17 protein-coding genes are annotated in these 17,780 nt (G+C 44.5%); 16 read left to right on the top strand and 1 reads right to left on the bottom strand.

Features of this window, described 5'->3' with window-relative positions:
- Window positions 1-122: 122 nt before the first annotated feature.
- The 4 genes from rpsO (at window position 123) to dut (ending at window position 4,218) form a co-directional block, all read left to right on the top strand.
- Window positions 123-392 (top strand): 30S ribosomal protein S15, encoded by a 270-nt coding sequence (gene rpsO, locus ACYRYY_RS02565; RefSeq protein ID WP_460213928.1) that lies wholly within the window; start codon window positions 123-125, stop codon window positions 390-392.
- Between the two features lie 3 nt (window positions 393-395).
- Window positions 396-2,495 (top strand): polyribonucleotide nucleotidyltransferase, encoded by a 2,100-nt coding sequence (gene pnp / locus ACYRYY_RS02560; protein ID WP_460213927.1) that lies wholly within the window; start codon window positions 396-398, stop codon window positions 2,493-2,495.
- Between the two features lie 83 nt (window positions 2,496-2,578).
- A complete protein-coding gene (locus tag ACYRYY_RS02555; protein ID WP_460213926.1) occupies window positions 2,579-3,805 on the top strand; it encodes a M16 family metallopeptidase in 1,227 nt (408 codons plus the stop codon).
- A complete protein-coding gene (dut, locus tag ACYRYY_RS02550; protein WP_460213925.1) occupies window positions 3,778-4,218 on the top strand; it encodes a dUTP diphosphatase in 441 nt (146 codons plus the stop codon). The genes ACYRYY_RS02555 and dut overlap by 28 nt, the downstream gene beginning before the upstream one ends.
- Window positions 4,219-4,222: 4 nt before the next feature.
- On the opposite strand, the gene ACYRYY_RS02545 is transcribed toward dut, so the two are convergent.
- Window positions 4,223-5,164 (bottom strand): substrate-binding domain-containing protein, encoded by a 942-nt coding sequence (locus ACYRYY_RS02545; protein WP_460213924.1) that lies wholly within the window; start codon window positions 5,162-5,164, stop codon window positions 4,223-4,225.
- 161 nt (window positions 5,165-5,325) lie between these two features.
- Here ACYRYY_RS02545 and ACYRYY_RS02540 point away from each other — a divergent pair, with 161 nt between their 5' ends.
- The 12 genes from ACYRYY_RS02540 to ACYRYY_RS02485 all read left to right on the top strand — a co-directional run bounded on the left by ACYRYY_RS02540 (window position 5,326) and on the right by ACYRYY_RS02485 (window position 17,757).
- Complete coding sequence (locus tag ACYRYY_RS02540) at window positions 5,326-6,108, top strand: sulfite exporter TauE/SafE family protein (RefSeq protein WP_460213923.1); 783 nt, start codon at window positions 5,326-5,328, stop codon at window positions 6,106-6,108.
- A gap of 157 nt (window positions 6,109-6,265) precedes the next feature.
- The gene (gene glgP / locus ACYRYY_RS02535) at window positions 6,266-8,815 is read left to right on the top strand and encodes an alpha-glucan family phosphorylase (protein WP_460213922.1); all 2,550 of its coding nucleotides are present in this window, start codon (window positions 6,266-6,268) and stop codon (window positions 8,813-8,815) included.
- Window positions 8,806-9,330 (top strand): PaaI family thioesterase, encoded by a 525-nt coding sequence (locus ACYRYY_RS02530; protein ID WP_460213921.1) that lies wholly within the window; start codon window positions 8,806-8,808, stop codon window positions 9,328-9,330. Before glgP ends, ACYRYY_RS02530 begins: the two co-directional genes overlap by 10 nt.
- Window positions 9,331-9,332: 2 nt before the next feature.
- The gene (locus ACYRYY_RS02525; RefSeq protein ID WP_460213920.1) at window positions 9,333-9,863 is read left to right on the top strand and encodes a macro domain-containing protein; all 531 of its coding nucleotides are present in this window, start codon (window positions 9,333-9,335) and stop codon (window positions 9,861-9,863) included.
- A gap of 75 nt (window positions 9,864-9,938) precedes the next feature.
- On the top strand, window positions 9,939-11,066 hold the full coding sequence (locus ACYRYY_RS02520; protein WP_460216446.1) for an MFS transporter: 1,128 nt from the start codon (window positions 9,939-9,941) through the stop codon (window positions 11,064-11,066).
- Between the two features lie 251 nt (window positions 11,067-11,317).
- Window positions 11,318-12,139 (top strand): Bax inhibitor-1/YccA family protein, encoded by an 822-nt coding sequence (locus tag ACYRYY_RS02515; RefSeq protein WP_460213919.1) that lies wholly within the window; start codon window positions 11,318-11,320, stop codon window positions 12,137-12,139.
- 2 nt (window positions 12,140-12,141) lie between these two features.
- Entirely contained in the window at window positions 12,142-12,882 is a 741-nt protein-coding gene (locus tag ACYRYY_RS02510) for a polyphenol oxidase family protein (protein WP_460213918.1), read from the top strand.
- Between the two features lies 1 nt (window position 12,883).
- On the top strand, window positions 12,884-13,573 hold the full coding sequence (locus ACYRYY_RS02505) for a YggS family pyridoxal phosphate-dependent enzyme (protein WP_460213917.1): 690 nt from the start codon (window positions 12,884-12,886) through the stop codon (window positions 13,571-13,573).
- A gap of 16 nt (window positions 13,574-13,589) precedes the next feature.
- Window positions 13,590-14,405 carry a YggT family protein gene (locus tag ACYRYY_RS02500; protein ID WP_460213916.1) on the top strand — a complete coding sequence of 272 codons (816 nt, stop codon included), beginning with the start codon at window positions 13,590-13,592 and terminating at the stop codon, window positions 14,403-14,405.
- Window positions 14,406-14,507: 102 nt separating this feature from the next.
- The gene (locus ACYRYY_RS02495; protein ID WP_460213915.1) at window positions 14,508-15,482 is read left to right on the top strand and encodes a PIN domain-containing protein; all 975 of its coding nucleotides are present in this window, start codon (window positions 14,508-14,510) and stop codon (window positions 15,480-15,482) included.
- Complete coding sequence (ispD, locus tag ACYRYY_RS02490) at window positions 15,479-16,159, top strand: 2-C-methyl-D-erythritol 4-phosphate cytidylyltransferase (protein WP_460213914.1); 681 nt, start codon at window positions 15,479-15,481, stop codon at window positions 16,157-16,159. Before ACYRYY_RS02495 ends, ispD begins: the two co-directional genes overlap by 4 nt.
- The gene (locus ACYRYY_RS02485; RefSeq protein WP_460213913.1) at window positions 16,156-17,757 is read left to right on the top strand and encodes a carcinine hydrolase/isopenicillin-N N-acyltransferase family protein; all 1,602 of its coding nucleotides are present in this window, start codon (window positions 16,156-16,158) and stop codon (window positions 17,755-17,757) included. Before ispD ends, ACYRYY_RS02485 begins: the two co-directional genes overlap by 4 nt.
- Window positions 17,758-17,780 lie beyond the last annotated feature (23 nt).

Here is a 17,780-nt window from a genome sequence, read left to right as displayed (position 1 = left end):
GAAAATCGGGTAAAATAATTATAGCGGCATACAAAAAATGTGCCGCAAATGTTATTATTGCCTTGTTTTTTGGCAGCGGATTTGTTATAAATTCAGGCTTAGCTTGTGGAGGTATTATCATAATGGTCATGACTAAAGAACAGAAAACAGAACTGATCGACAAGTTTAAAACGCACGAAAAAGACACAGGATCACCTGAAGTACAGGTAGCTCTTCTCACTGAGAGAATAACTTACCTGACTGAACACTTCAAAACTAATCCCAAGGATCACCACTCAAGAAGAGGTCTGCTCCTCCTTGTCGGACAGAGACGTCAGCTTCTCGATTACGTGAAAAAGAAAGATTTCAAAAGATACCGCACGATTATCGAGACTCTCGGAATCAGGAAATAACGCATGGATAAAAAACTCGATACCGTATCGGTAAGCTTGCGTGAAGATGCCGAACCCATAATATTTGAAACGGGCTGGAAAGCAAAGCAGGCTAACGGAAGTATCTGGATACGTCAAGGCGGCACAGTTATACTTGTTACCGCCACAGGAAGAAAAGAAGCCTCTGACGGTGTGGATTTCTTCCCCCTTACTGTAAACTACGTTGAAAAATTCTACGCAGTGGGCAAAGTGCCCGGCGGATTCCTTAAAAGAGAAAATAAACCCTCTGACAAGGAAACCCTTATAGCAAGGCTTATTGACAGACCCCTTCGTCCTATGTTCCCCGACGGGTTCAGAAACGAGACTCAGGTTATCGCTACCGTTGTGTCTTATGACGGCAAGCATTCGCCTGATGTACTTGCAATAAACGCTTCCAGTGCTGCTCTGCTCATTTCGGATATACCCTTTAACACTCCTGTTGCGGGTGTAAGGATCGGTAAACACAACGGACAGCTTATAATCAACCCCTCATACGAAATATTCAGCGAACTTACGATGAATATAGTTGTTGCAGGTTCGGACGATGCCATTAACATGGTTGAAGCCGGAATGGAAATGGTTACCGAGGAAGAGGTTGTCGAGGCACTCCAGTTTGCCCATGATCAAATAAAAATTCTTTGCAGCACTCAGAAGGAATTTGCCGAAAAATGCGGAAAAGCGAAATTTGAATATAAAGATTTCTCTGTTCCTGCGGAAGTTCTGGAAGAAGCTGAAAAAGAACTTAAAGAAAAAATCAACGCAGCTCTTGTTATTCCCGGCAAGCTTGAAAAATACGCAGCCCTTGATCAGGTCAGGGACGAGTATTTTGAAACAGTTGAAGCCAGACTCGGCGAAGAATACGCTGATAAGAAGAGCTTCTATAAAGAAGTATGGCACCATGTTGAGAAAAAAGTCTTCCGTGACTTCTCCCTTGACAGCGGTAAAAGAATCGACGGACGTACGGCTGAAGATGTACGCCCCATCGATATCGAAACTCACCTTCTGCCCATGCCCCACGGTTCTGCTCTCTTCACCAGAGGCGAAACTCAGGCACTTGCTGTTGCCACTCTCGGTACAAAAACCGATACACAGATGCTGGACAACATAGAAGGCGAATCGAAAAAACGCTTTATGCTTCACTACAACTTCCCCCCATTCTGTGTGGGTGAGGTTGGCTTTCTCAGAGGTCCCGGCAGAAGAGAGATAGGTCATGGCGCTCTTGCTGAAAGAGCCCTTTTACCAATTCTCCCCGCTGAAGCGGACTTCCCTTATTCGCTCAGAGTTGTTTCTGAGGTTCTTGAGTCCAACGGTTCGTCTTCAATGGCGACTGTTTGCGGCGGCTGCCTCAGCCTTATGGATGCGGGCGTGCCCGTTAAGGATGTTGTAGCAGGTGTTGCTATGGGTCTCATCAAAGAAGGCGACAGATACATAATCCTCAGCGACATTATGGGAACTGAAGACCACCTCGGCGATATGGACTTTAAAGTAGCCGGAACAGAAAACGGAATCACCGCTCTTCAGATGGATATTAAGATTGAAGGTCTTTCAAGAAAGCTTCTTGAGGAAGCCCTTGCACAAGCTAAGAGATCAAGGCTGCATATCCTCGGTAAAATGAAAGAAGCTCTCCCCACTTACAGGGAAGAACTCGCCGAAACTGCACCCAGATACCAGACTCTCAAGATTAACCCTGAGAAGATCGGACTTCTTATAGGACCCGGCGGAAAGAACATAAAAGCAATCGTTGAAGATACCGGAGCCCAGATCGATATCGATGATACAGGTCAGGTAAACGTATTTGCCGTGAGCAAAGAAGCCATAGAAGCAGCCATAGCCAGAATCAACGGTACGGTTCAGGAAGTGGAGCTTGACAAGGTTTATCAGGGCAAAGTTAAGAAGATAATGGACTACGGCGCATTTGTGGAGATAATCCCCGGCGTTGAAGCTCTTCTTCACGTTTCCCAGTACAGCAACGAGCGTATCAATAACATAGCTGATTTTCTTAAACTCGGTGACGTTGTTGAAGTAAAATATCTCGGAAAAGATCAGAACGGCAGGCACAAAATTTCCAGAAAGGTGCTGTTGTAATCTCTGTTCTTTACGAATTTTTTGAAATAATTAATAAAAATAATAAAAGGCACACTTTATGTGTGCCTTTTTTGTAGATTCTTATGAAACCCATACTTACATATCACGGCGAATTGCCTATACTAACAGACAGTTCCATCGGTTCAAACGGGCTTGTCTCCTTATCTGTAACATTTAAAAACGGCAGCATGTCTGAAACTCCGGCAGTAAACGGTGTATCTCACTTTATTGAGCATCTTGTTTTCAGAGGAAGCCGCAAATACACTCAGGAAGAGATAAGTAAGGAATCTGAAAGACTGGGCGGGTACATGAACGCCTATACCACAAAAGAACAGACGACCTTCTACATTAACGGTTTTTCCGGCAATTTTGATAAATTTATGGATATTCTGCTTGATATTGCCTTTTTCCCGAAGCTTTCCGAAGCCGACTTTAAGCACGAGCAGAAGGTTATTCTTACAGAGATAGCTTCTCTGAAAGACAGTCCGGAAGAATATCTTGATGAAGAGGCGGAAGGTTATTTCTTTGAAGGACACCCGATGGCTATGCCTATTTCGGGTACAGAACGGTCAGTGAAGGGGTTTGGTGTTGAATCTTTAAGAACCTTTTACAATGAGAAGTACACCGCAGGGAACTGTATTATCTCGGTTGCGGGGAGTGCAACAGCAGATGATGTTGTAAAAGCTTTGGACAACATTGGTGCTGATGTATATTCAAAAGCGACTGCCCCATTCGATAAAGAGTGCGTGAGCAAAAGGTTTGATAAAACTCTCAGCCTTGGTGTAGAACAGGTCTATGCTCAGTACATGCTGCCGGCCTGTACAGCATCAAATGACGAGCGTTTTGAGCTTTCAGCCCTTAATATGATCCTTGGTGGCCTGATGAGTTCCCGCCTCTTTCAAGAGGTCAGGGAGAAAAGAGGGCTTTGCTATAATATTGAGACAGATATGAGCCTGTACGCAATGTGCGGCGCACTTTCTGTATTTTTCAGCTGTGATCGTGAAAATCTCGGAGCAGTTGAGGAAATAACAATGAATGAAATTAAACGTATGGCAAAGCACGGCATTACAAAGGCTGAGTTTGAGCTTGCGGTTAATCAGATGCTCTACGGCTTCTGCTCCGGTCTGGAAACTTCATCAGGCAGAATGTTTTCCAATCTTCGCCAGTTCTTTTTTCATGGAAAGACTGTTGACAGTGACAATATAACGAAGAGAATCAAAAGTATGACGCTTTCGGGCGTTAATTCCATTGCGGAAAAATATTACTCAGCGGAGGAGTCGAGATGTCTTATACTACCGTCAGAATCATAAGCGAACACGGAGCGGAATTTATCCCTATGTATCAGACAGACGGTGCTGCTGGTATGGATATAAGAGCAGGGGAATCAGGCGAGATAGAAGCAGGCTGCTTCAAGCTGGTTAAAACCGGACTGAAAATGGCTATACCCGAAGGGTACGAAGCCCAGATTCGTCCCAGAAGCGGGCTTGCTCTCAAACAGGGCGTTACGGTACTTAACTCTCCCGGTACAATCGACAGCGATTACAGGGGCGAAGTGGGTATTATCCTCATAAATCACTCAAAAAATACATTCAAATATGAAAAAGGGGATCGCATAGCTCAGGCTGTCTTTGCGAAAGTTGCAAGGATGGACATTCAGGCGGTTCAAACCCTAGACGATACAGAACGCTCCTCAGGCGGTTTCGGGCATTCCGGAGTAAAATAAAAACTCAGGTTTCGGCTACGATTGTGCCCATATTTGCCACATCGTAGCCAGTTATGCCTTCAAACTCCTGCCGAAATTGAGAAGATTCTAAAATACGCATCATTTGCCTGACACTGTCTTTAACTAAATCTTCTTTTTTTATGACAAGTTCAAAGCTTTCCTTCTGCAACGGTATAAAATCCACTGATTCCATTTGACAGGCAATAAATTCGCTCCCCACCGCTATATCGGCATCTCCTCTGCCAACTGTACTGGCAAGCCCTACATGTGCAGCGGTTTCAGTGAAGTATCCGTTAACAGAGGATGCCTTAATCCCTAACAGGCGAAGATGTTCATCCAGCAGAACTCTTGAGCCAGCTCCTTTTTCTCTATTGACTATTTTAATATCCTTGCGACCGAGGTCTTCCCAGCCTTTTATATGTTTTGGGTTTCCTTTTGCAACAAAAAATCCCTGTATTCTTACGGTGAGATGCACTATTACGGCAGAAACGCCTGGAAGCAGGGCACGTACGAAAGGTATATTATATGTATTTGTGCTACTGTCCCAAAGATGAGCAGCGGTAACGGAAGCATTGCCTCTGTAAAGCTCAACAAGCCCGTCATAACTGCTGAGATATGAGCGGAGAACGGGCTGTTGGAGTGGTTTTTTCTGCATGCTCTCCACAAGAGCGTCAAGAACCAGATCCTGTCCGCATATTACAAAACCTTTCTCCTTTTGTCCTTCTGCAGAAATGTTTTCAGCATGGCATATCTCACATTTTTCCAATGTGCGGATCTTTTTTGAGTTTGAGATGTAGTCTTCAACATCTTTTAGAGTAAACCTGACTTTTCTTCCAACCTTGTAAGAGTTGATTTCTTTCCTCTTGATCAAGTCATAGACTGTGTTTTTAGCAATATTAAGCATTTCGGCGACATCTTGAACTGTTAATGCTGTCTGGTTTTTCATAATTCGACCTTTTAGTTTTATGTATATGTTCATTTAATAATATTGACTAATATATTTATAGATGATATTGCATGATTAAACAATATGAAACATGATTTAATGTTTATATTTATCATGTTTCATACTGTTTGATATTTTATATTGATTTGACAGAGGTTGAAATGAGAAGGAATATCGCAAGTTTTATAAGCGGTTTGTCTATAGGCACTCTGGGCGGTTTAATCGGTTTGGGCGGAGCAGAGTTCAGGCTTCCTGTTCTCATATCTTTTTTCCGTTTCTCTGCTTTGGACGCTGTAATACTGAACAAAGCGGCCAGCCTAGTGGTAGTTGCCTCCGCTATTCCTTTCAGGGCACAGTCTGTTCCTGTAAGCGTTTTCAGTGACCACTGGACAGTAATCCTTAATCTCTTGGCAGGCAGTGTTCTGGGTGCATGGATCGGAGCCAGCTTTGCTGTTAAACTGCATTCAAAGACCTTTTTCAGGATAATTGCTGCGATGCTTGTTATAATAGCTTTTATTCTGCTTTTCAGCCACGGTATGATATCCGGAGCAGCATACTTTGAACAGGGAACTCTTCAGACAGTTCTTGGAGTTGCTGCGGGGTTTATCATAGGTGTGTTTGCTTCTCTTCTGGGTGTTGCCGGTGGAGAACTGCTTATCCCTACGCTTATTCTTCTCTTCGGGCTTGATATAAAAACAGCAGGAAGCCTTTCCCTTGCAGTGAGTCTTCCGACAATGCTTGCAGGATTTGCAAGATATTCAAAAGACCGGAGTTTTGCCGTGATCAGAAAGAATAATATATTCATAATATTCATGGCGGCAGGTTCCATAGCAGGAACATTTATCGGCGGCAGGCTTCTCGGAATCGTGCCCGAATACATACTTATTCCTTCTCTTTCGGCGATACTTTTCATTTCCTCTTACAAAATATGGAAGCATAAGTGAAATGATCGGATTTTAAAACTGTCATTATACTGACTGATTTAAAGAAACCATGATTTCATCTGCTCTTTTCCAAAAACCCGATGGAAAAATTTTCTTTTACAAGTATAATTGAATCAAATATGTATTTTTCTCTATGTAATTCTCAGGGGGTATTATTATGAAAATTTCAGAATACAATGTGAAGCCTGATCTGCCGCAGGAGCTGAAAGCCCTTGAAGAGATAGCATATAATCTCTGGTGGGCTTGGAATGATGATGCTCTTGAGCTTTTTAAAAGCATAAATCCCGCTGCATGGGAAAAATCACGCCATAACCCAGTGGCTGTTATCGGAAGCCTCACTAATGAGGGTTACGAAAAACTGCTTAAAGATCCTGTTTTTATGTCCCGCCTTGAGGCTGTGCATAAACAGTTTTCCGAATATATGAGTCTGCCTCGCTGGTTTGAGCTTGAGCATCCCGATAAGGTTGCTGAAAATATGCATGTTGCATACTTCTCCGCTGAATACGGCATACATGAGTCTGTTAAGCTTTATTCAGGCGGTCTCGGAGTTCTTTCAGGAGACCATTGCAAATCTGCCAGCGATGTAGGCATACCTTTTTCTGCCATAGGTCTTCTTTATAGAAACGGATATTTCCACCAGTACCTGAACTCAGACGGATGGCAGCAGGAATATTATCCATATAACGAATTTTACAACATGCCCATGCGCCGTGCCCTCAACCCCGATGGAGAAGAGGTTTGCGTTGAAGTTATGGTTGAAAACAGAAACGTTAAGGTCAATGTATGGCGTATGATTGTGGGCAAGATTGAGCTTATCCTCCTTGATACTGATGTAGAAGGAAACACCAAAGAGGACAGGCAGATCACAGGACAGCTTTACGGCGGAGACTCGAATATGCGTCTCAAACAGGAGATAATCCTCGGCATAGCCGGTTACAGAGCTATCCGTGCCATAGGCAGACGCCCCACCGTTTACCATATCAACGAAGGACACCCCTCATTTGTGAACCTTGAGCGTATCAGAAACTACGTATCAGAAGGGATGGAATTCCGCACTGCTGTGGAGGTTGTACGCAAGAGTACAATATTCACAACACATACGCCTGTTCCCGCCGGATTTGATATATTCGGAACAGACCAGATCAAGCGTTACCTCGGACCGCTTTTTGAAAACTGCGTCCTGAACATAAATCAGCTTATGGGCTTCGGCAGAGTAAACCCGTTTGATGAAAGTGAAGGCTTTGCTATGGCTGTCTGCGGAATCAAACTCAGTACATACAGAAATGGTGTAAGCCGTCTTCATGGAGAGGTTTCGAGGAAGATGTTTAAAAATATCTGGCCTAACGCCCTTGAAAATTCTATTCCTGTGGGGCATGTGACAAACGGTGTGCATCTCCCCACATTTATATCCGATGATTTTAAAACCATGTATAACAGATACCTAGGCGAAAACTGGTACTATAAACCTTATGACTTCAGCATATGGGAAAAAGCGGAAAGCATACCCGATGCAGCCCTGTTTAAAGCAAAACAAAGGCAGAGGGAGAAACTTATCGCATTTGCCAGAAGGCATCTTAAAAATCAGATCCTTCAGCGCGGCGGAACATCCGGTGAGCTTGTAAAAGCTGATGAGGTTCTTAACCCTGATTATCTCACAATCGGCTTTGCAAGAAGGTTTGCAACTTATAAAAGAGGTTATCTTCTGTTTATGGACGAACAGAGGCTTCACCAGATACTTAATAACACAGACCGCCCCGTGCAGATCATAATAGCCGGAAAGGCGCATCCCAAGGATAACGGCGGAAAAGAGATTATCAAAAAGATATTCCACATATGCCGTAAGCCGATGTTCAGGGATAAGGTTGTGTTTATAGAGGATTATGACATTGAAGTGGCGAAGTATCTCGCTCAGGGTGTAGACATATGGCTGAACACGCCGAAAAGACCCATGGAAGCATCCGGCACGAGCGGGATGAAAATAGCCGCAAACGGCGGGCTTAACCTTTCCATACTTGACGGATGGTGGGACGAGGGGTACAACGGTGAAAACGGCTGGGCGATAGGCGCTGGCGAGGAGTATGAGAAGGAAACTTATCAGGACCATGTGGAAAGCATGGAGCTTTACGATAAGCTGGAAAACGAGATTATACCCCTTTTCTACACCAGAGACAGAGCGGGCGTTCCCAGGGAATGGACAAGGATGATGAAGCAGGCAATAAAAACCTGCGCCGCTTTCTTTAACACATCCCGCATGGTTATGAACTACACGGATCAGTATTATGTTCCTGTTCATGAGCTTAACTCCGCCTTCAGAGCGAACAAGCACGAAGAGGCTAAGGAATACATTCTCTGGAAGGACAGTATAATCCAGAGCTGGGACAATGTGCAGTTTACTGATACCCGAGTTGAAGCGGACGAAATGAAGATGGAGTCCGGTGTGACATTCAGCGCTTCTGTCCGCTCAGATGCTATTCAGCCCGACAATCTTTCCGTATGCGCCGTTGTTGAGTTTGACGGTGCAAGCGGCGAGTTTAAAGATCCTGAGTTTGTGGAGCTTGAGTTCAAGGGAACTGAAAACGGCATTTACAGCTTTTCAACAAGTACAAAATTGAAAAAAGCGGGCAAGATGAAAGTGGCTTTTGCTGTTCTTCCCAGACATAAATTTATAAAGGAACGTTTTGAGCTGAATCAGATAAAATGGGCATAAGATATTATCTCCCTCATTCAAGCGGATGTTTTATCTGCGGTGAGGAAAATTCTTTCGGAGTGGACGCACGTTTTTACGTGGAGGATCAGTATGTTAAGGCGGATCTTTGGATACCTTCACGCTTCTGCGGTTTTAATGGCGTGGTCCACGGCGGCATAGTTTCGGCTTTGCTTGATGAATGTATGGGATGGAGCGCGAGTGTCTTCGGAACAAAAGATACTCTCTGCTTTACCAGAAACCTCAATATAAAATTCAGAAAGAATACGCCTTCGGAAACTCCTCTGACACTTATTACATCTTTCTCAGGAAAAAACAGGATGTTTTATGAGGCTGAGGGGTGTATAAAAGATTCTGAAGGTACTGTGTATGCGGAAGGGTTCGGGCAGTTTATATCTATTCCGTCTGAGAAAATGGACGAAACAATGAATTATCTCCGTATGGACTCCACGCTGACATACCACCCTGTTTTCATTAAATTATACGAAAACTGGAAAGCGGGGCGCAAAGGGGACTGAGGATGCTTAAAATGCTTGTAAACGGAGTTACTCTCGGACTCGTAAAGGGTGATATAACCGAAACCGAAATGGACGCTATTGTCAATGCTGCAAATACAAACCTCAAACTCGGCAGCGGTGTTGCCGGCGCTATCAGGACAAAAGGCGGAGACAGTATTCAGAAAGAGTGTGACGAAATCGGCTATTGTCCTCTTGGTTCCGCTGTTATCACAGGCGGCGGAAACCTTAAGGCAAGATATGTGATCCATGCCGTCGGTCCCAGATACGGCATTGACCCTGCACCGGAAAAAAATCTTTACGGTGCTGTTTTCTCAAGCCTTATGACGGCTGAAACAAAAGGCTTATCATCCATTGCCCTGCCAGCTATATCAATGGGGATAAACGGTTTTCCAGAAGATGAGGCGGCGGGTATCATCATAAAGGCAGTGAGTGACTTTGCTGAACATTCACCGGAAAGCCTTAAAAAAGTGGTTGTATGCCTTTACTCCGATAAAGATCTGGCTGTTTTCGAGAAGGCCGCTAAAAAGCTTTAAGCATATTTCCCGGCTGATTATAATTGTTCTATGATTTTTCTTATTTAAGAGGGTGCGGTGACAAGAGACAATAAAATGTATTTCTTCCTGTTTCTTCTTACCGTTGCGGCTATTGTCGGAACCCAGACATGGCAGACTCTTTTCAATAACTTTGCGGTGGAACAGGCAGGCATAAACGGTTATCAAATGGGCGTTATACAGTCAGTCAGGGAGATTCCCGGCTTTCTTGCTCTACTTGTGATATATGTTATCCGCTTTATCCCTGAACATAAACTCGGTGCTGTTTCAATAATTCTCCTGGGAGCCGGTATAGCTCTTACCGGTTTTCTGCCTACTTATTACGGGCTTATATTTACCACACTGATAATGTCCTTCGGGTTTCATTATTACGAAACAGTGAACCAGTCCCTTACGCTCCAGTATTTTACAAAACAGGAAACACCGCTTGTTCTGAGCAGATTCAGGAGCATATCCGCCGCATGCAGCATTATAGCGGGTATTGCAGTTATGGGGATGCTGAAAGTCTTCGACTATCAGACAATCTATCTCCTTGTCGGTGTCTTGCTTATTGCCGGCGGTATTTACTGCCTTTTTATCGACCCCACAAAGGAAAATATGCCTGTTCAGCGCAAGAACATGTTTCTGCGGAAGAAATACTGGCTGTACTACACTCTGACATTCCTTTCCGGTGCGAGAAGGCAGGTTTTCGTGGCATTTTCAGTGTTTCTTATGGTTGAAAAATTCGGGTTTTCAGCATTTGCCATTGCTGTGCTTTTTGTTATTAACAATGCTGTTAATTATTTCCTTAACCCGATGATAGGGAAGGCAATTAATAAATTTGGCGAACGTGGGGTACTTACCCTTGAGTATGTGAGCCTGATAGGGATTTTCCTTGCTTACGCCTATGTGGACAATAAATGGATAATAGCTGTTATGTATATATTGGATCACATCTTTTTCAATTTTGCCGTGGCTATAAGAACCTTTTTCCAGAAGATAGGTGATTCTGCGGACATAGCCCCCACAATGGCTGTTGGTTTTACCATAAACCATATTGCCGCTGTTGTAATTCCTTTAACCGGTGGTCTGCTTTGGATGCTTGATTACCGTATCCCTTTTGTAGCAGGTGCCGTGCTTGCTCTTGTCTCTCTGGTATTCAGCCAGTTTATCGACAGAGAACTACGCCTCAAAGGGCAGGATTGACATACTGATTCAAAATTTCTTTGAATTTTTCATAGTTATTATTGTCTTGTAAAAACCATAAGCATATTTTATGTTCCATACACTATGGCGGATTCTCTTGAAGAGTTTCCGCCTCTGGGATATTCTGATATATGGTTTAGCTGAATTTTCCACCGTGCGTAGCGAAGGCAGGTTTACCCTGCCGCGAGCGTGTATACAAAAAATACAGGATGTAATTTTTTAGATTATTAAATAAAGGAGCTTTTACGAAAATGAGAACATCAAACCCTATGCTTACAGACAAAGCATTCCAGAAAGCAGCCGCTGCCGCCAGAGGCGAAAGGGTGGCTGCATCTGCAGCCACTTACACCAAGGGCGAGAGCGGAAGTTCCCTTGGCACATCCGCAGCCAGATTTGACGATGCTATGACAATCAGAGGCACAGTCAATAAAACATTCCTGCTCACTGTGATCCTTCTCATTGCAGGCTATATCCCTTGGAATATGGCTGTAAGCGGGAATACTCAGTATCTTGGCGCACTCATGATAACTGGTATGATCGGCGGACTTGTGGTTGCTCTTATTACTGCGTTCAAAAAGGAATATGCTGCGATAACAGCTCCCCTTTATGCCGCTCTTCAGGGGCTTGCCATAGGCGGAATATCAGTTCTTTTTGAAATGCGCTATCCGGGCATAGTCCTTCAGGCTATCATGCTTACCGTGGCTGTTCTTGTTGCACTGCTCCTTGCTTATACAAGCGGGTACATCAAGGCGACAGAAAACTTCAAGCTTGGTGTTGTTGCTGCCACGGGCGGAATAATGATCCTGTACCTTGCAAGCTTTGTCCTCGGCTTTTTCGGCATTCAGATGAACTTCATGCACGATTCAAGCCCGCTCAGCATAGGAATAAGCGTTGTAGTGGTGATAATCGCCGCCCTTAACCTTGTGCTTGACTTCGATTTCATAGAAAACGGAGCAGAAGCAGGTGCTCCGAAATATATGGAGTGGTATGCGGCATTCGGGCTTATGGTAACGCTGATCTGGCTGTATATTGAAATACTCAGATTGCTTGCCAAGCTTCAGGAAAGGAAATAATTTTGCTGATTACCAAAGACGGCGCTGATTATATATGCGCTGTTAATGATGACGATATTTTGCAGATAACCTCCACAAACAGAGGCGGGTTCAGTGAAGGGGAATACACCTCTTTTAATGCTGCTCTGCATGTGGGGGATGACTGCTTTAAGGTGCTGAAAAACCTTGAGAAGCTTAAAACCGCATGGAATATCGACAGGCTGGTTACGCTGAATCAGGTTCATGGAAACATTATTCGCGAAGTTACGGCGGGCAATATAGCCGATGTTATGTTTTCTGACGGTGACGGGCTTTTTACCCGTGAGCGGGGAATCGCTCTGGGGATTTTGACTGCTGACTGCTGGAATGTGCATCTTATGGGTGAAACCTGTCTCGCAAGCTTACATTGCGGGTGGAAGAGCGCAGCTGCGGGAATAGTGGAGAAGGCACTCGATATGTTTGCAGATGCGGGTGATAAGGTTGTAAAAGCCGTTGTAGGTCCAGGTATAAGTGCGGCAAACTACGAGGTCGGCGAAGAGCTGGTTAAGGCTTTTACCGAAGCAGGACACGGCGGGAATGTGGAAGTTTCCGGCGGCAGAACCTGCTTCTCCATTGGCGGAGCGGTTGAGAACATACTCCGCAATGCCGGAATAACAAAAATAGTCCGTGTTTCTGACTGTACATACTCATCAGAATATCTTTTCTCGTACAGGCGGGACAACGGCAGAACAGGCAGGATGATTTCAGTCCTGATGAGGAAGTAAATTGTTCAAGGAACAGAAAGAAAGAATAATGCGGGAAGTGGGAGACGCTTTAAAACGTGCCGGAAGAACGGACAGTGTGACTCTCCTTGCTGTGAGCAAAACTTTTCCCGCAGAAAGCATAGTTGAGGCATATGAACAGGGGCAGAGATTATTCGGTGAAAACAAGATTCAGGAAGCTCTGGAAAAGCGTGAAACACTGAAAGGATTAAAGGATCTGGATCTTCATTTCATCGGACATTTGCAGACAAATAAGGTAAAATATCTTAAAGACAATTTCGGGCTGATCTACTCTGTGGACAGGATACCGCTTTTAAATGAAATGGAAAAGCATTTTGCCCGTATTGACAGAGTGCAGGACGTGCTTATTCAGGTTAATACCGCAAATGATCCCGCCAAATCAGGTGTTTCTGTGGATGAACTGCCTGAACTTCTTGAAGCGGCGTCAAAATGCGGACACATAAGAGTAAACGGCTTTACCATGATGCCGCCCCTCGTGAATGAGGCGGAGGAAAACAGGGTGCATTTTGCACGCACCCGTGAGCTTATGGAAGAGATGAAGAAGAAATTTACTTGCGATAATATAGATTTGCGCATTCTTTCAATGGGAATGAGCGATGATTTTAAAGTCGCCGTGGAAGAAGGATCGACTCTGATCAGGATCGGTACAGCTCTTTTCGGCGGACGTTATTGAGGAGGAAGTTGTTTAAATGATTATTATATTAGGCTTTGCCGTTAAATTTCTTATATGCGTAATACTGCTTCATGCGGCGATGACTTCGCAGGAGCTTCATTTTAACCCGCTTGGAAAGCTGGTTGCGTCTATTACCAATCCTGTATATATGAACATGCTTAAAATGACAAAAAAACGTTCCGACACCCTTGCTCCGCTTTTTGTGGCTGTTATAGCTGTGGCTTACGGGCTCACAGTCTCGTTCCTCAGTTCAAGCGGGATAGTGTGGGGTTTTTTCTATGCTTTTGATGATGTATTGCGTTTTATTCTGATGTTTTATGTTGTTGCCGTTCTTGTTGGCAGTACGATAAATCGATTTGGCACAACAACTTACTCCACTTTCTTCTACCGTATTGCTCTGCCTTGGGTTAAACTCACAAGGAGCTTTATTAATCTGCCCGGCAATGCCGTTGTTCTGCCTGCGCTGATTGTTCTTTTTGCTCTTTTTGTTGTTATGGACAGCTTTTTCCATCTCGGTTTTTATATGTCCACCACCGGTGCTGTGCAGCTTGTTCCGGCTGTGAAAGGTGCTGTAGCCGGAGGAATCAAGGTGCTGATAGACCTTCTCGGACTCTTTACATGGCTTATAATTATCCGTGCGCTTATGTCGTGGGTTAGTCCGGATCCGAGAAATCCTGTGGTTCAGTTTGTTATAGCTATGACAGAACCTGTAATGGAGCCTTTCAGGAAGATAATTCCCCCCCTTGGCTTTGTAGATATAAGCCCGATTATACTGCTTGTGGTGATATATTTTGTCCGTATAATGTTGAGCAGGCTTATAGGTTTGCTGTAGCTTGTTTTTTTTGTATATCCGACCATATTTGGAATTATAGTCTTTTTCCCCGCCTTCTTTTAATACCGGCGGGGCTGTTTTTTCTATTCTAGGGGGAAGCTTATGTGGCTTTTCAGGTTTTTGTATTCTTTAATGATTTTTTCCGTTTTTGTGCTGATGCATGAGTCTCTCGGCATCGACATCTATTACGCAGTGACCTATTCAGTGGTCATTATTTTCTCTATTTACTTCATAGAGAGTCTTTTTTCTGATTTTAAAAGTTACAAGTTCTTAGCCGGAGCTGTGGGCGGAGTTGTTTTTTCGCTTATTGCCTATCTGCTTGCGACGATTTTTGACTCGCTGGTATCAAACGAGGCAGTTAAACTCGGTCTGTATTTCTTTATGCTTTATCTGGGTATCATCCTCGGAATGAAGGTGCATTGGGTCTTTGAGCTTCTGTTTTCCAAGATATTAAGCTCGAAGCAGAAAACTGTGAAATACGTTGCCCAGCAGAAGGTTCTGGACACCTCAACCCTGATTGACGGACGCATAGCGGATATTGTTGACACTGGTTTGATGGAAGGCGCTTTGGTTATTCCCACTTTTGTTTTGAAGGAACTTCAGAACATTGCCGATTCACATGATCATCTCCGCAGGCAGAAGGGGCGCAGGGGCTTGAATGTATTGAAGAAATTACAGGAACAGACCAAAATTCCCGTTGAGATAAACCAGACAGATTTCACCGATATAGGCACTGTGGATGAAAAACTTGTGGCTCTGGCGAAAAAGCTTAAAGCTTATATAATCACGACAGATTTTAACCTGCTGAAAGTGGCTGAAATTCAGAACATCAGAGCGATAAACCTCAATAACCTCGCCATGGCTATGCGCCAGAATATTCTTCCCGGTGAAGACCTTACAATCACCATAGTGAAAGAGGGCAAGGAACACGCACAGGGTGTGGGTTATCTGGATGACGGCACAATGGTTGTTCTGGAAAACGGACGCAAGATGATGGGCGAAACTGTGAAAGTGAATGTTACAAGCCTTCTCCAGACGGAATCAGGGCGTATAATTTTCACTAAGGTGCGTTCTTGAGCGTAACTGCTGTTATCCCTGCCGCCGGAGTGGGAAAGCGTTTCGGCGGTGATGTTAAAAAACAGTTTGCAGAATTTGGCGGACGTCCGGTATTATATTACGCTCTGAAATGTCTGCATGATGCTTATGAGTTTGATGAATTTATAATCGGAGCAGGGGAGGACGACTTCCCTCTAATCAGGGACACTGCCGATTCTCTGGGTATAAAGTACCGCATGGTGAAGGGCGGCTCCGAACGCTGGCAGACAGTGCTTAACTGCCTGCTTGAGGTAAAAAGCAGCCATGTGCTTATACACGATGCTGTGCGTCCGTTTGTTCCGGCGGAAGTTACAAGGGAAACCATCAAAACAGCAGAGGAACATGACGCCTGCATATGCTGTGTCCCTGTGAGGGAGACCCTCAAAAAAATATCGCAAAACGGAATAGAGGGTACTGTGGACAGAAACAGATATGTTCTGAGCCACACACCCCAGGTTTTTGAGCTTAGAAAGCTCCTTGCCGCCGTAATGGATGCAGCGAGGATGAAAACAAACCCGACAGATGAGTCAATGGCTATGGAGATGGCAGGTCACATTGTAAAATATGTGGAATCCACTCCGGAAAATATAAAAATCACCTATTCATCCGATATTGAACTGGTGAAAAGTCTGATGGACAAATATCACGGTAATATATGAAAGTTATATACGCTAAAGGTACACAGGAAGAGATAGCTACCGCCCTTTACGGGCAGATAGCGCACAGGGAAACCCTCGATTACTTCATGGATTTCCCCCGCATGGTTCTCGGCGGAATAATGGGGAACAACCTTCTGGGCAATATGGGGCTTTTTGCCCTGAAAAAGCTCACAGGGCTTATTTCATCAAAATATAACAAAAACGACCTTGTCTTCTGGAAAACATATTCCGAACTGCTTGGGCTCGATTACGCCACAGTGTCAAAAAGTCTCTCATACCCTGATATGCTTCTGTATCTGGTTGGCAAATCCGGCTATTTCATAAGCGGAATGCCGCAGATTTTTCTCGGATGCTCAAGCCTCGCCGTCAAAAAAGGGAATGGAATAATCCACGGGCGAAATCTGGACTTTTACGGCGGGAAATACTGGACAAGGGATCACGCCCTGATCGTTATCAAACCCAAGAACAAAATCGGCTCAATAACCCTCACGGCGGATGGTCTGCTTCTGCCCGGTCTTACCAGCATAAACGAGGAAGGTCTCGCCATATCGCTCCATGTTCTTTTCACCAGAGAAGTGTCACTAAGCGGTGAACCTGTGCTTGGCATAGTTTCTGACATTATGGGAACATGCCGCAACATAGCTGATGTCCGTTCTCTCCTTGAAACTAAGAAAACGGCAGGCGGCTGGGGTATCCTTATCACGGACGGCAAAACAGGTGAATGCTCCGTTTTCGAGATGAACAGCAAAGGAATGAGCGAGTTTAAAGTCACTGAAAACAAATTCAGCTATGCGAACATGGCGCATACTCCTCAAAAAAGAGCGGATGAGTTTGTTCCGGCGTACATCTGGGTTCAGAACAACTTTTATCGCAAGAAGAGAATGGATGATATGCTGAGTTCAATGTGGTTCGGTGTGGACCATATAAAAATGTTCAAAATACTCGGCGATTTTTATGATATAGGCATGAAGAAAGATCTCTATGCCGGATGTACTGTTGCCAACAGCAACACAATCTCAAGCGCCAGCTTCAGTTTTGCTGATGACCGCATAGCCGTTGCAGACGGAACAACCCCGTCAACAGCGGGTGATATATACGACTATTCCATCTCTGACCTGTTTGCAGGCAAAACAGAGCCCTTAAGGGTTATTAAGCCTGATGTTCCGCATTCGGAAGTTATGGAGACCTACACCCTTTCCGGCTGCGAACATTCAGAAAAGCATGACTATGAAGAGCTTGTGAGCATAATGTCAGGGCTGAAAAACATGAAACAGGATGAGTACGCTTTCCCGCTGTTTCTCTCTGTTTCGTATGCCAAGCTGGGGGAATACGCAAAAGCTCTGGAATTTGCCGATGAAACCCTTGCCCACGGGCTTGACCATTACAGAGAAGGCACAGTGATGATGATGCGTGCCATGCTTATGGATATTTCCGGCAGAAGAGGAGAGGCTATGAAGGAATATGAGCATATCCTCAAAGAATACCGCTACCCCTGCCTCACCAGAAAATCACTCAAATATTACTCCGCTCCCTGCGGACAGCGAGATCTGGACAGGATGGAGCTTAACTGGTTTATGTCCTTTGTTCTGCTGCTGTGATGTGCGGTATGAGAAATTGACGG

The organism is Geovibrio sp. ADMFC3 (assembly GCF_054687035.1).
The sequence above is the reverse complement of the archived record's forward strand: the minus strand, read 5'-3'. Positions and strand labels throughout refer to the sequence as shown.

Excerpts from the sequence above, each read along its gene's own strand:
- ACYRYY_RS02555 (WP_460213926.1), top strand. The coding sequence starts at position 2,579 with ATGAAACCCATACTTACATATCACGGCGAATTGCCTATACTAACAGAC.
- ACYRYY_RS02500 (WP_460213916.1), top strand. The coding sequence starts at position 13,590 with ATGATTATTATATTAGGCTTTGCCGTTAAATTTCTTATATGCGTAATA.
- rpsO (WP_460213928.1), top strand. The coding sequence starts at position 123 with ATGGTCATGACTAAAGAACAGAAAACAGAACTGATCGACAAGTTTAAA.
- ACYRYY_RS02515 (WP_460213919.1), top strand. The coding sequence starts at position 11,318 with ATGAGAACATCAAACCCTATGCTTACAGACAAAGCATTCCAGAAAGCA.
- ACYRYY_RS02540 (WP_460213923.1), top strand. The coding sequence starts at position 5,326 with ATGAGAAGGAATATCGCAAGTTTTATAAGCGGTTTGTCTATAGGCACT.
- ACYRYY_RS02485 (WP_460213913.1), top strand. The coding sequence starts at position 16,156 with ATGAAAGTTATATACGCTAAAGGTACACAGGAAGAGATAGCTACCGCC.
- ACYRYY_RS02545 (WP_460213924.1), bottom strand. The coding sequence starts at position 5,164 with ATGAAAAACCAGACAGCATTAACAGTTCAAGATGTCGCCGAAATGCTT.
- ACYRYY_RS02520 (WP_460216446.1), top strand. The coding sequence starts at position 9,939 with ATGTATTTCTTCCTGTTTCTTCTTACCGTTGCGGCTATTGTCGGAACC.
- ACYRYY_RS02530 (WP_460213921.1), top strand. The coding sequence starts at position 8,806 with ATGGGCATAAGATATTATCTCCCTCATTCAAGCGGATGTTTTATCTGC.
- ACYRYY_RS02525 (WP_460213920.1), top strand. The coding sequence starts at position 9,333 with ATGCTTAAAATGCTTGTAAACGGAGTTACTCTCGGACTCGTAAAGGGT.
- glgP (WP_460213922.1), top strand. The coding sequence starts at position 6,266 with ATGAAAATTTCAGAATACAATGTGAAGCCTGATCTGCCGCAGGAGCTG.
- ACYRYY_RS02495 (WP_460213915.1), top strand. The coding sequence starts at position 14,508 with ATGTGGCTTTTCAGGTTTTTGTATTCTTTAATGATTTTTTCCGTTTTT.
- dut (WP_460213925.1), top strand. The coding sequence starts at position 3,778 with ATGTCTTATACTACCGTCAGAATCATAAGCGAACACGGAGCGGAATTT.
- pnp (WP_460213927.1), top strand. The coding sequence starts at position 396 with ATGGATAAAAAACTCGATACCGTATCGGTAAGCTTGCGTGAAGATGCC.